Origin of the sequence: Thiomonas sp. SCN 64-16, assembly GCF_001725585.1 — a bacterium.
Lineage (GTDB): Bacteria > Pseudomonadota > Gammaproteobacteria > Burkholderiales > Burkholderiaceae_C > Thiomonas > Thiomonas arsenitoxydans.
Window position 1 is genome coordinate 1 of sequence record NZ_MEGQ01000061.1, and the last position, 13,622, is coordinate 13,622.

The following is a 13,622-nucleotide window of genomic DNA, read 5'->3' on the forward strand; positions in this document are numbered from 1 at the left end:
GTTCTCTATCACTTGAACAATACCTTGGCCAATTCGCTTTGCGGCATGGTCTGCGGACAGGCCGTTCAGGACGCAATGCCAGGCTGAATGGGAATGACCCTGGGCCTGGCGCCGATGGCCGCACGAACCGCAGCGGGCCACGCTCCCAACACCGATCCAGCAACGCCGACCTGCTGTGCGGAACTCACTTCGCCGACGCCCCGCGATCCTGATGGGCGTAGATCAGCACGGCGAAAAACACCCCGCCCTGGACGAAACCGAGCAGCGACTCGATTCCGGCTGCGAGCATGGCGTTGAGGGTGCGCGGAATCCAGTCGCCCAAGCCCAGGGTGGTGAACAGCTCCATCGAGATGTAGAGCGCCACGCGCAGGCTGTGCGGCTGCATGAGCAGCATGTGTTGCACTTCTTCCGCGCCGTTGTAGCGGAACAGATCGAACACGCCGAACAGTTCGTACAACAGCGCGAAATAAAGCAGCGTGACCGCCGTGATCTCAAGATAGAGAAAGACGATGTTGAGCAGATCCAGATGCATCGAGCGCCGTTTGCGCGAGACATAGAACAACATCAGATCAAGCAGGAAAAACCGCACGATCACGATGTAGATCAAAAATCCAAACAGAATGTCTTCACGATGGGTGGCGAAATGCGCGGGATATTGCTCTTTCCACCCCCACGCCAGCAACAGCGGGGCGAGCATCAACGGAATGATGAAAGGCAACACCGGGATGAGCTGCAACCTGGAGTCCGCGGCATGGCGGGCTTGTTTTTTGAGCGGTTGCAAGGAGGTCATCGCAAGAGGTTCCAAATCATTTTGGCCGCAAGAATCAGCAACAAACCGGCGATGAGTTTTTTCACCCCGCCGGACGACAGGCGGTAGGTCATGATGCGCCCGCCGATCACCCCGCCCAAGGCGGCAGCCACGCTCACCACAGCGAGCAGCGACCAGTCCATATTGGCAAAACTCAGATAGGTAAAAAACCCGCCCAGTGTGGCAAAGGGAATAGAAAAACTCACCGCGTAGGCGGCCTTTTTGGCGTCAAACCCCAGCAGCACCAACACTGCGAGAATGGGCGAACCCCCGCCCACGCCGATCAGCCCGGACACCCAGCCCACGCCGACGCCGAGCGCGATCAGCACCCAGACCCGGTCGTACGCCGCCTTGGGCTGGCGCTTGAAAAACAACAGCAAAGCGGCGCTGACGATCATGAACCCGGCCAGCACCCACTCGATGACGTGTTGCGGCACGTCTCGGCTCATCCAGGCTCCGAGCGGAGTGGCAATCATCATCGAGACGGCCAGAGGCAGCGCAAAGCGGATGTCGAGTACGCCGCGGGCCGCGTTCATCACCGAGGCGGACATGGTCGAGACCGAATTGACGAACAGCCCGATGGCCTTGGCCAGATCCAGCGCCATGCCCAGCATGCCGAAGGTGGGGACCAAAGCGACCGCAGCCCCCACGCCGCCCATGGCAAACAGGGTGGACAGCGCCAGCGTCAGCGCGAAGTACAGGGCGTCATGCATGATGAGGGCACTCATGGCGATACGCGCCTGGCGAAAATCGGGGGGATGAAGGCGCGGGCGCGGCGCTTCATGACTGCCCAGACAGGCGGCGCATCAGATCGCGCGCCTTGTCGCCGCGCAGGGCATCGACCAGTCCGAGCATGCCCTCATTGAGATAACGCGACTGAAAACCCTCCAGCGTGAGGAACAGGCGCGCGATCTCGGCCCGGTCGTAATGCGGGCAGAGGGTGATGATGAGCTTGCTGCGGTCGAGTTCGTGCAGGCGGTCAGGCAGCGAGTCGAGCGGAATGTGCAGGCCGAGGCCGAGATGCCAGGCGGCATATTCCTCGGCGAAGCGGATATCGACGAGTTGCGCTTTGCCCGCGGCATACAGGTCGAGGGCCTCGGCCACGCCGATTTTCATCGCCTGGCGCTCGGCGTAATCGAAGCGGCGAAGGTAGGCGGCAAAGGATTGAGACAGGGGCATGGCAGTAGGCTAGGCGGAATCGGTGAGAGCGCGTTGCCCCGTTGGGCTGGCAGTCATCCCTCCCGAGGTTGAGGCTTCGAAGGCGCCACGACGGCCAAGGCGCGAACGGGGCGATTCATGCGCACATCTTGTTTATCGGGGCATCAGGCGCTCGGGACGGCCGGTGTGGTGTTGTTTTCGGGATAGCGCCGCTTGAGCAGCAGGAACAGCAGCACCGGCACGATCAGCAGGGTGAGGAAGGTGCCGACGATCAGCCCACCGATGGCCACCACGGCCAGCGGCGACAGCCGTTCCAGCCCCACCGCCCATTCGAAGGCTACCGGGATCATGCCCACCGCGGCGGCTGTGGCGGTCATCAGAATCGGTCGGGTGCGCAGATCGACCGCTTGCAGAATGGCCTGCTTGAGCGGCACGCCACGGCCCAGCGCCTCCTGCGCGAAGTCCACCAGCAGAATGCCGTTTTTGACGATGATGCCCATGAGCAGGATCAGCCCCATGAATGAGGGCATGCAGCCATGCTTGTCGGCAATGAGCATCGCCCAGGCGGCACCGATCACCGCCAACGGCAAGGTCACCAGAATGGCGATCGGCGTGATGAAGGAGCGGAACGCAATCACCAACACCACGGCCAGCAGCACGATGCCGAATGCCAGCGACTGCCCCAGCCGGGTGAAGGATTCGTTCATTTCCTTCATTTCACCTTCGTCCGAGATCGTGTAGCCGCGCGGCAGTTGCAGGCCCTTGAGCGCTTCGGTCACATGTTCGTCGAGCGCAGTCACCGCGATGTTACGGCGGTAACCGATCACATCCACTGTGCGCAACAGGTTCTGGTGGGTATAAGACGTGGGCGCATAAACGGTCTTGACCGTGGCCACTTGTGCCAGCGGCACGATGGCACCATTCGGCGTGGTGAGGTTGAGCGCCGCAATCGCCGCCGGACTGGAGCGTTCGTCAGCCCGCAGCCGTACCCACACCGGAATGCTGTTTTCGCCTTCGACCCGCAGGCTGCCGCCGGGGATGCCGTTGACCTGCGCGGCGACCTGCTGGGCGATGGCGCCGGGCGTCAGGCCGTAGTTCGACGCCCTGGCCGCGTCCACGTCGAGCTGCAGGCGCTTGGAATCGCCCTGCCAGGAGCGCTCGAAGCCGGTCAGCCCGCCGACCTTGGCCAGCCGCTGCTCGATCTCGCCGGCGATCTGGTCGAGCACCCGCCAGTCGGGGCCGCTGACCATCAAGTCCACCGTGCCGCGAATCGACGACAAGGGCGTGGCGCCATAGACCACGGCGTTGGCGTCGATCACGCCGGGAATGGCGCGCACCTTGTCTTGAATGACCTTGTTGATCTGGAAAATGGTCTCATCGCGATGGAAACGGTCGACCAGATTCACCGTGGTCATGCCCTGCGAGAAAATGCGCGCTGCACCGAAGGATTTGTCCTGCGGCTCGGCGCCGACCACGGTGGAAGTGGAAAGCAGCCAGTCCGGTTTGACCGAGGCGCGAATCGCGGCGTCGACCTGCTTGGCGATGTGCTGCATCTGGGCGGCGTCCGTGTCGGGCTGCGTCTCGAAGCTGATCTGGCTAATGCCGGAGTCCATCAGCGGCATGAGTTCGCGGCCGACCACCGGCAACTGCCGCAGCGAAACGACCGTGAGCACCAGAGCAATGAACAGCACGCGCTTGGGGTGTTCCAGTGCCCAGCCCACAGTGGCGGCATAAAAGCGCTTGAGCGGTTGGATGACCCAGCGGTCGAAGTAGGACAGCGGCTTGCGCAACGGATCGCGCGCGCCGGGCTTGAGCAGCCAGGGCGTGAGCAGCGGGATGATGGTGACCGCGACAATGAACGAGGCGGCCAGCGCCACCATCAGGCTCACCGACAGCGGCCGCAGCACGGTCTGCACGAAGCCGCCGATGAACACGATGGGCAGCAGCACCACGGCGTTGGCAAGGGTGCCGGAGAGCACCGCCAGCATCACCTCCTGCGTGCCGTTTGCCGCCACCGCAAACCCTGATTCGCCGTGCTCGCGCATGCGCCGTTCGATGTTTTCGATCACCACGATGGCATCGTCCGCCAGCAGCCCTACCGCGATGATGATGGCGGTGAGGGTGATCATGTCGAACTCGTAGCCGATCAGCTTCATCACCAAAAAGGTGAGCAGATAGGTGAACGGGAGCGACAGCGCGGTGATGAAGGCCGCGCGGGTGTCGGCGAGGAACAGCAGGATCACGAGCACCGTCATGATCAGCGCGTCGCGCAGCGCGCCGAGCATGTTCTCCACGGTGAGATCAATCAGGCGCAACTGGCCGTCGGACTGCGCGATGTGGAGCATCGGAAACTGCGCCTCGATCTTGGGCAGTTCGGCGTCGATGGCGCGCGCGGTGGTCGCGGCATAGCCGTTGTCGCCGCGCAGCAAGGAGACCGCGATAGCTTCCTTGCCGTTGCCGCGATAGAGCGAGGTCGGGTCGGCATCGCCCCAGCCCACCTTGCCCAGATCGCCCACGCGCACAAAACCGCCGCCCGAGACCGGCACCTGCACCTCAGCCAGTTGCTGCGGGTTGTGCGCCAGGCTGTTGAGCGTGAGCAAAAAGCGATAGCCGTCCCGGTGTACCAAGCCCTGCGGCGCGGTGATATTGCTCGCCGCCAGCGCTGCGGCGACTTGCGCCACATTCAAGTGATGCGAGGCGAGCGCACTGCGGTCGAGATCGACCTGCGCCTGCCGTTCATGCCCGCCGAACACCTCGACCTCGGCCACGCCGGGAATGCGCAGCAGCCGGTCGCGTAATTGGTTTTCGGCAATGCGTCGCACCTCGCTCAAACCGAGGTTGGACTGCGGTGCCGGGGTGAGCGCCAGCACCGTCACCGGCTGCGCCGCGTTGGTGATGCGGAAGATTACCGGCGCGCGCGAGCCCGCGGGCAGGCTGGACTCGACCCGCTTGAGCTCGGTGAGCACCTTGGTCGCTGCGATGTTGATGTCGTTGCCGTATTCGAATTCCACCGTCACCGCTGAGACCTGGTCGCGCGACACGGAGGTGACGCGACGCACGCCGTCGATGGCCGAGAGTTGGGTTTCGATCGGGTGGGTAATGTCCTGTTCCACATCGCTGGCCTCGGCGCCCGGCCATTGCGTGACCACGGTGATCATCGGCCGGTTACTGTCCGGGAACAGGTTCATCGGCATGGTGAAGTACGCCGCGATGCCCGCGACCACCACCAGCAGGGCGATGGCAATGATGGCGTGCGGCCTGCCGAGCAGGCGTTGCATGAAGTTCATTGCGCCGCTCCTGCTGCCGCCGTGGACACCGCAGTCGTTACCGCCGCGTCGCCATCGCGCATTTGCGCCAGCACGGCCGTCTGGCCGACCACCACCGACTCACCGGGCTTGAGCGACCCGCTGACTGCGGCGCGGTTTGCGCCTTCCTGCAAGACCTTGACCGGCACGATGCGCAGCCGCCCGGGCTCGCCCGCCTGGGCGCCCGGCGTGAACGCCAGCACATGCGCCTGATCGCCACTGCCGATCACCGCGGCCACCGGCACGGTCAGCGTCGCGGCGGCTTGTGAGCGAAGTTCGATGCTCGCCGCCACGCTGCTGCCGCTGGGCAGGCCGAAGGGGCTGCTGGGCGCATCGGCCTCGACCGTGCCGAGCCCTGCGGCGTTGACCGCCGGGGCGATGCGGCTGATGGGTAGATCCAGCGTCTGCCCACCCTGGGCGAGGCGCAAGGTGTCGCCCACCTTCACCTGCGTGAGCTGGTCGGACGGCAGGCTTACGCGCACGATGGCGCCTTTGCCGGCGGTGAGTTGATACACCGGCTTGCCGGGCGCGGCGGTGTCGCCCACCTCGACCAGCCGCTGCGCCACCACCGCGTCCTGCGGTGCGCGCAGCTCGGCATAACCGAGTTGCACTTGCAGCGCGGTGATCTGATCGGACAGTGCCTGCACCGAAGCGCGAGCGGCGTCGGTGGCAGTGCGCGCCTGATCCGCCTGCGCCTGGCTCACCCCGCCTTCAGCCAGCACCGCGTCGATACGTGCCTGCTGTTTGGCGGCATAGTCGGCGTTGGCGCGTGCGGCGATGCGTTGTTGCGAGAGCGCCCCGATATTGCTCGCGATCTGCCTCGCGTCGATGCGCACCAAGACCTCCCCACGCTTGACCGCCACCCCGGCGCGCGGGCCGATGAAGGTCACAGTGCCCTGAATCTGCGGCGCCAGCGTGATGGTGTTGGGCGCTTCGACGGTGGCCACGCTTTGCAAGCTCGCGGCCACGGTGCCGTGCTGGACTGCGCCGGTTTGCACCGCCCAAGGCGTGGCCGCGGCGGGCGGGCTGGCATCGGCCTGATGCAGACGGTGAAAGTGCAGCCACAACCCGCCCGCAATCAGCAGGATGGGGATGGGCAGCAAGTACCAGGGTTTGCGCTTAGGTTTGACGGCGGAGGATTTGACTGAGGTATTCATGGCTGAGTGCTCGAAGAGGTGGAATCGACGGCTTGCAATGCGGCGGGCCGCTCGCCATAGGCGTAGCGCAGGGCGTCATCGGCCTGCCACCAGCCGGCCAGGGCGCTGGCGACGCTGGCGCGGGCCGAAGCCAGCGCGGCTTCGGCGGCGATCAGATCGGTGGCCGAACCCAGGCCGTGCTTGAAGCGGTCTTGCTCGATGCGGGCGCTCTCGGCTGCAGCGCGCAAGCCCGATTCGGCGGCACGCCACGACTGATCCTGCGAGTTCCACAGCGCTACCGCGCCGTCACGCGCGGCGCGCAGATTGTCTTGCGCGGCCTGAAGTTGTTGCTGCGCCTGGTTGGCTGCGGCCTGCGCGGCATCCACGGCGGCGGTCTGCGCCCCGCCCGACCAGAGATTGAAGGTCACGCCGAGGTTGAACTGCCAAGTGTCCACCGGGCGATTGTCCCAATGCACCGCGTTACGGTTCCAGCCGCCGGTGGCGGCGAACTGCGGCAGCATGGCGCGCTGCGCCGCGCGCACTTTGTCCTGGCTGGCCTGCAACGCGCTTTGCGCCGTTTGGATCGACGGGGGCAGCACATTGCCGTTGGCTGGAAAGTGCGTCGGCCCGGAATCGGGCGCCAGCGCCGCAGCGTCGAAGCTGGGTACGCCCATCAACGCGGCGAGCTGTGCGCGCACCTTGCGTTCCTGGCCATCCGCCCCGGCGATCTGTGCCTGCACCGCAGCCACCGCCGCCTGCACCCGCAGCAGATCGACGCGGGCGATATTGCCCACCTTGAGCCCCGCCTCGGCTACGCGCTCACTCGTTTTGAGCGACTGCAACTGCCTGTCCAGCGCCTGCCGCTGCCCGGCCAGCGCCTGCAGATTGCGGTAGAGCGTGGCGCCTTGCAACAACGCGCGCAGCCGCATATCGGCGGCGCTCCACTGCGCACCGGCGGCACGGGCGCGCGCGGCATCGACCTCGGCGGCAATCTGACCGCTGAGATCGATGGGCAACTGCGCGTTCAAGCCATAACCGAACTGGTCTGCCGAAAAGGGGTAAGCCGCCACATTGGGCGGCAGGGTGATCGCGCGAGTCAGCCGCGGGTCGTTGTAGTGCTGGCTCGTGGCGTAGGCATCAACCTTGCCGAACCAGGCCGCGCGCGCCTGCTGTACCTGCGCATCGGCCTGCGCTTTGGCGGCCTGGGCGGCGAGCACGTCGGGGGAGCGTGCGGCGATGGTCTGCAACACCGCAGCCAGATCGGACGCGGGCGCCGAGGCTGCGGCAGCGGCGGCGCCCGTTAGCGCAACGGCAGGGCTTGACGCCTGCGTCGCAGGAGGCTGCTGCGCCAGTGATGCCTGGGCCGCAGAAAGGAAAACGAGCGCGGCAAGAGTGCGCAGCCGCGTGGGCTGGTGCGGAAAATTTCGCTTCATGATGGATCGGCACAGGGCTGGGGCGGGGGCAGACTGCCGCGTTCGATGCGGCCTTCGAGAGATGTACCTCCCGCGACCGTGTTGTACACCGTGCCGAACTGCTGAACATTTCGGTGCAACAAGGCGAGGTGGTGGTCGTTCTCGTCGGTATCGACGACGATGCGGTAAGTGATTCGCGCCATTTTCGGCGGTGCGTCCTGCCGCTCGCCGTGCACGGCGATGTGCACTCCGCGAAAGCGGAATTTGAGAATGGGCGCAACGCGCTCGATGTTCTTGAGCATGCACGCGCCCACCGCGGCGAGCAGCAACTCGGCGGGACTGAACGCGTCCAAGCGGCCGTCGAGCGCCGAATCGATCGCGATGCACGCGTCTTTGCAACGCGCCTGCGCGCCGTGAGCATCGAGGCGGTCGAGCGTCACGTCATAGGTGAGCATGGAAACCTCCAGGGGTTCTGGTTTGTCTTGTGCAGAGAAGACGATGCACGGGGTGAAAGGATGCACCCTGATCGAGAAAACCTTGATCCCGGTCAGCTTGCGCTCATCCGTGGGTCAAACCAGACGCCGTCCCCAAGCCAAACGCAAGCCCTGCAGCCACAGCCCGCACAGCAGCAGCAAGCCGAGTGCGGCGATCATCGGCGGCAGGCTCACGCTGGCAAAGCCCATGACGTCCCGCAATCCCGGAATCAGCAGTACAGCTGCGAGCACTGCCGCCACTGCCGCGAACATCCGCGCCAGCCACGGGTTGTCACTGCGCAGGTTGAACACCGCCGCATGATGCAGATCGCGATTCGCCAGAATCAGCAGGAACAGCGCCAGCACCAGCGCGGTGAACACCGCTAGGCGCAGATCGGCCTCAGGCCAGTCGGTGTAATGTTGTAGCAGCGCATGCCCGGCCAGCAGCACGGCGGCAATTCCCAGCCCCTGCAGGAGGGCGAAACCGATGTTGTTCAGGGTGAAGGGGCTGGCCGTCAACGGACGCGGTGGACGCTGCATCACATCGGCCGCGGCCGGTTCCGCCTCGAACACGATGGAGCAGGCCGGATCGATGAGTAGTTCCAGCAGCACGATGTGCACCGGTAGCAGCAGCACCGGCCAGTGCAGCAGCGCGGGTAGCAATGCCAGCGCAATGATGGGCATGTGCACCGCGAACACAAAGCGCGTGGCCTTGGTGATGTTGTCGAAAATCCGCCGACCGCCCCGAATGGCCTGCACGATGCTGGCAAAGCTGTCGTCGAGCAGCACCAGCGCAGCGGCCTCGCGCGCCACATCGGTGCCGCGCTCGCCCATGGCGATGCCGACGTCCGCCGCCTTCAGCGCCGGGGCATCGTTGACGCCGTCGCCGGTCATAGCCACCACCTGGCCATCGGCCTGCAGCGCGCGCACCAGCCGCAGTTTGTGCTCGGGGGCGAGGCGGGCGCAGACATCGACGCGGCGCAGCCGCTCGCGCAGCGTGGCCTCGTCCATACCGACGATTTCCGGGCCGGTAACAACCTCGGCGCGCTCCGAGAGCCCCACCTGCGCGGCGATGGCGCGCGCAGTGGCGGGATGGTCGCCGGTCATCATCACAATGCGCACCCCGGCGGCGCGGCATTCGGCGATGGCCGCAGGCACCTCGGGGCGCGGCGGGTCGATCAGGCCGATCAGGCCTAGAAACACAAAGTCAAAGTCATGCTGGCTGGCGGGCCAGGGCGCGCCTTCCGTCGGCGCCTGCCAGGTACCGCGCGCCACGCCCAGCACGCGCAGGCCGCGAGCGGCCATGGCCTCAACCTCGCGCGCGATGGCCGCACGTTCGGGCGCGGGCAGATGGCAGAGGTCGGTCACCGCCTCGGGCGCGCCCTTGGTGGCCAGCGTGTACTCCTCGGGTCGGGTGGTGGCGAACACCCGAGTCATGGCCAGAATGTCGGGGGCGAGATCGTATTGACGAGTAGGGCTGCGGTCGTCGTGCACATGCTCGGTGCCGGTCAGCCGCGCATGACCGAAAGCCTGAATGGCCTTCTCCATGGGGTCGAAAGGATCGAGCGGCGTGGCGAGTAGGGCGAACTCGACCAGGGTGTGGAAGATCTCGGGCAGATCGGCGCTGTCAGCGTCAAAGTGCTCCTCGTCGGCGATGAGTTCGGCCACCTGCATGCGGTTCTGCGTCAGCGTGCCGGTCTTGTCTACCGCCAGCACGGTAATCGCGCCGAGCGCCTCGACCGCCGGCACGCGACGGGTGAGCACCTTGCTTTTGGATAGCCGCCACGCCCCCAGCGCGAGGAACACGGTGAGGATGACCGGGATTTCCTCGGGCAGAATGGCCATCGCCAGCGCGATACCCGACAGCAGGCTTTCCAGCAGCGTGCGCCCGTCCCACAGCCAGTTCAACAACACCAGCGACAGGGCGAGTGCGAGCGCAATCAGGGTGAGATTACGGATCAGCTTGGCCGAGGCGCGCTGCAGGCCGGAGTCGACCTCGGCCGTATTCGCCAGCGCCGCGCCGATGCCGCCCACCGCCGTGCGCGCGCCGGTGGCCACCACCACCGCTTGGCCAACGCCCTTGGTGACCACGGTGCTGGCGAACAGCGCCGCGGGATGGTCTTTATCCGTCGCGGTGGCGGGATGCACGACTGGGTCGGGCAGTTTGCTCACCGGCACGGCCTCGCCGGTGAGCAGCGATTCGTCCACATCGACCTGACCGCTCACCAACTGGGCATCGGCAGGAATGCGGTCGCCTTCATGCAGCACCAGCAGGTCGCCCACCACCACGTCGCGCCCGGCGATGCGTTGTTCGCGGCCGTCGCGGATCACCAGTGCACGCGGCGCGGAGAGATCGCGCAGGGATTCGAGCGCGCGTTGCGTCTTGCGCTCCTGCGCCAGCGTGATGCCGATCACCACGAATACAAAGCCGAGCAGAAACAACGCCTCGCCCTTGTCGCCCAAGAGCAGGTAGATGCCGCCCGCGGCCAGCAGCATGAGGAACATCGGTTCGCGCAGCACGCCGAGCACGATGGCCCAGGCAGACTTGGGCGTGGCGCCGGGCAGCAGGTTCGGGCCGTCGCGCGTCAGACGCGCCGCGGCTTCGACGGTGCTCAGACCCGCTGGCATCGGGTCGGCCCGATCTTGCCCTGCGACCGTTCGGGGTTTATCGGATGCCATATCAATCCCTCAATCTGCGCCGCAGCAGGGCGACGAGCACCCCGCCCGACACCACGGCCGCGCCCACGGTCCATGCCAGCACCACTCCCAGCCCGCTGCGGTAGTACCAAGTGGCGATGCTCGTGGCGATAAAGCCGATCTCGGTAGCGCCGAACACCACGGTGAGCCAGAATTGCAGCGCGGTCATGCGTTGCTGGTATTCGGTGGTGAGGGTGAAGCTCACCAGGTCGAGCCGATCGGTCACGGCATCGAACAGATCGGTAATGCCCAGCACCGTCTCACCTTGCTCGGCGACGACGTCATTGAAGCGCGTACTTGCCAGCGTGGCGCCGTAGAACTCCTCCAGTCCGTCCATCACCTCCTTTTTCAGCGCGAGCAAATCGTCGATGGAGTGCGGCCCCGCGTGGGTCAAGCGGTCGTACAGACCTTGCAGAACGGCGCGCTCGATGCACAGCAGCTCCAGGGTGATGAGAAAGGGCAGCGTGCTCCTGGGGGGCAGGTCCAGTGCCTGCGCCTGCGCGACGCTGTCGTCGCGGCGGTCGTGCAGATCGAGCGCGCTGCGGCGTCCGATCAGGGTGATGCCGCCAACGCGGGCGCAGGTGTCGCGCGCGAGTTCGCCTCCCACCACCTCGGGCTTGAGGGCGCGACTCAGTCGATCACGCCACAGCAGGGCGATCACCTGTTCGGCATGCTCCGTCAGCCAACCGTCGAGTACGGCGCCAGGCAGGCGGATCACCGACAGCGGCAGGTAGGCGCTAAAGTTGGCGCGGCCGGAGATGGCCTGGTTCAGCGGCGCGAGTTGGCGCCAGACCAGCGCAGCCGGGCTGTCGTGTGCGTCCGGGTCGAGCCAGTCGGTCCAGCGCTGTGCGTCGAAAGGCTGGCTCGGTGCGGGAAGCCAGACTTCCCACACGGCCACCCCAGCGACATGGGTGAGCAGGGCGATGTCGGCATGGCGCGGCGCCTCCGGCGCGGCTTGCGGTAACGCGATTCGACCGAGATCGGTCCGACTCAGCCGCGCTGCCTGGAGAAACGCCGGGCCGAGCACATGCGCCTGCGCGGCATCACGCCATTGCGCCAGCTGCGACGCGCCAGGTTCGGGCAGCGGGGCGAAACCTGCAGGCCGTGCGTTCAGCCGTGTGACGCCAGGCAGCAGGGAGGTGGAAAACAGCAGCGCGAAGCCGGGCAGGCTCAGTTCCGCATCCACCGCAGCAACGGACGAGCGAGCTGCCGTCGCCGGGCGGTCCATCACGCTGGGCCCGGCGCGGCGCTTCCCGGGCAGGCTGAGGCTGCGGCGGCCAGCGCGCAATGCGCGGCGAAAGCCTCGGTTTCCAGTTGCAGCGTGACATGGGTGATGTCGAACGCGTCATGCAGCATGTGTTCGGCGCGCGCGAGCAGCACGGCGGAATCGACGCCTTGGCGCACCACGAGATGCGCGGTCAGACTGACCTTCGAGGTGGACAGCGCCCAGACATGCAGATCGTGCAGCGCCAGGACGCCTTCCAGCCCGAGCAGCCGACCGCGCACCGCCGGCAGATCGACTTCGCGCGGCACGCCGTCGAACATCAGGTGCAGCGATTGCGAGAACAGCGACCAGGTTCCCCACACCACCACGGCGACGATGACCAGGGAAATGGCCGGGTCCAGCCACATCCAGCCTGTTGCCAGAACCACGACCGCGCTGATGACCACGCCCAGCGACACCAGCGCGTCCGCCGCCATGTGCAGGAAGGCACCCCGGAGGTTCAGATCGCTTTGGGCGCCCGAGGCGAACAGCCACGCCGTGGCGCCGTTGATCAGAATCCCGACCGCAGCCACGATCAGCACCGGCCATTCATCGACCCCGCCGGAATGCGCCAGGCGCTGGAACGCTTCGAGCGCCAGCCCGCCCATGAGCACCAGCAGCAGGACGGCATTGAGGAAGCTGGCCAGGATGGACGCACGCTGCCAACCATAGGTGTGGCGGTCGCTGGCGTGCAGCCGACCCGCCGCCAGCCCGGCCCAGCCCAGCGCCAGTCCGCCGACATCGCCCAGGTTGTGCCCCGCATCGGCCAGCAGCGCCAACGATCCCGCGCGCCAGCCATAGAACGCCTCGATCACGACGAAGGCGATGTTCAGGCCGATGCCCAGGGCGAATCGGGCGCCGAAGTCCTGCGGTAGGTCGTGATGCGCGTGAGCGTGGTCGCGGCTCATGGTCGTTCAGGTGAAATCGGGGGGCATGCCGATGCGCCCCCGCAGAAGCGCTTCGAGTTCTTCTGTGCGCGGCAGTCCCTGCGCAAACAGAACCCCGTCGGCCAGCAGAACCGGGTCGCGGGTGGCGCCCAGGTCAAGGGCCCGATGCGCATCCGCTTGCAGCCGAATCTGCGCTCGCCACCCCAGGCCGCCGAGTGCGCAGGACAGACGGCGTTTGAGTTTTTCCGCATCGAGGCCGGAGCCGAGAATCTCGAACCGGATGGGACAGTCGTGGGAGCCGATGGCGCAAGTCATGAGCCGATGTTATCGCGATCAAGCTCGGGCAAGGGCGTCAGTCGAGCAGAAACACAGGCTCTTGATCGGCGGGCATCTGCGCCAGTTCAGCATCGGTAAGCCGGGCATAGACCTCCAGCAGATAGCCGCTGGGGTCGCGCAGCCACAGTTCGTGCAGCGGCGTGCCG

The 13,622-nt window shown here is 66.2% G+C and carries 11 protein-coding genes; all 11 read right to left on the bottom strand.

From position 1 onward, the window contains the following. Positions 1 to 184 precede the first annotated feature (184 nt). Positions 185 to 790, bottom strand: a complete 606-nt coding sequence (locus ABT24_RS13730) for a hypothetical protein (protein ID WP_064971661.1) — start codon at positions 788 to 790, stop codon at positions 185 to 187. Beyond that, entirely contained in the window at positions 787 to 1,536 is a 750-nt protein-coding gene (locus tag ABT24_RS13735) for a sulfite exporter TauE/SafE family protein (RefSeq protein WP_276730978.1), read from the bottom strand. The genes ABT24_RS13730 and ABT24_RS13735 overlap by 4 nt, the downstream gene beginning before the upstream one ends. Positions 1,537 to 1,588: 52 nt before the next feature. Continuing rightward, on the bottom strand, positions 1,589 to 1,987 hold the full coding sequence (locus ABT24_RS13740) for a rhodanese-like domain-containing protein (protein ID WP_276730976.1): 399 nt from the start codon (positions 1,985 to 1,987) through the stop codon (positions 1,589 to 1,591). Between the two features lie 143 nt (positions 1,988 to 2,130). Then, on the bottom strand, positions 2,131 to 5,253 hold the full coding sequence (locus tag ABT24_RS13745; protein WP_276730974.1) for an efflux RND transporter permease subunit: 3,123 nt from the start codon (positions 5,251 to 5,253) through the stop codon (positions 2,131 to 2,133). Continuing rightward, positions 5,250 to 6,428, bottom strand: a complete 1,179-nt coding sequence (locus tag ABT24_RS13750; RefSeq protein WP_276730972.1) for an efflux RND transporter periplasmic adaptor subunit — start codon at positions 6,426 to 6,428, stop codon at positions 5,250 to 5,252. Before ABT24_RS13750 ends, ABT24_RS13745 begins: the two co-directional genes overlap by 4 nt. Continuing rightward, entirely contained in the window at positions 6,425 to 7,840 is a 1,416-nt protein-coding gene (locus ABT24_RS13755) for a TolC family protein (RefSeq protein ID WP_276730969.1), read from the bottom strand. Before ABT24_RS13755 ends, ABT24_RS13750 begins: the two co-directional genes overlap by 4 nt. Further along, positions 7,837 to 8,274 (bottom strand): OsmC family protein, encoded by a 438-nt coding sequence (locus tag ABT24_RS13760; RefSeq protein WP_276730966.1) that lies wholly within the window; start codon positions 8,272 to 8,274, stop codon positions 7,837 to 7,839. Before ABT24_RS13760 ends, ABT24_RS13755 begins: the two co-directional genes overlap by 4 nt. Before the next feature lie 114 nt (positions 8,275 to 8,388). After that, on the bottom strand, positions 8,389 to 10,971 hold the full coding sequence (locus ABT24_RS13765) for a cation-translocating P-type ATPase (protein WP_276730964.1): 2,583 nt from the start codon (positions 10,969 to 10,971) through the stop codon (positions 8,389 to 8,391). Position 10,972: 1 nt separating this feature from the next. Further along, a complete protein-coding gene (locus tag ABT24_RS13770) occupies positions 10,973 to 12,217 on the bottom strand; it encodes a hypothetical protein (RefSeq protein ID WP_286738066.1) in 1,245 nt (414 codons plus the stop codon). Beyond that, positions 12,217 to 13,161, bottom strand: coding sequence for a cation diffusion facilitator family transporter (locus ABT24_RS13775; protein ID WP_286738069.1), 945 nt, complete (start codon positions 13,159 to 13,161; stop codon positions 12,217 to 12,219). The genes ABT24_RS13770 and ABT24_RS13775 overlap by 1 nt, the downstream gene beginning before the upstream one ends. A 6-nt stretch (positions 13,162 to 13,167) precedes the next feature. Continuing rightward, positions 13,168 to 13,455, bottom strand: coding sequence for a hypothetical protein (locus ABT24_RS13780; protein WP_276730955.1), 288 nt, complete (start codon positions 13,453 to 13,455; stop codon positions 13,168 to 13,170). Between the last annotated feature and the right edge of the window lie 167 nt (positions 13,456 to 13,622).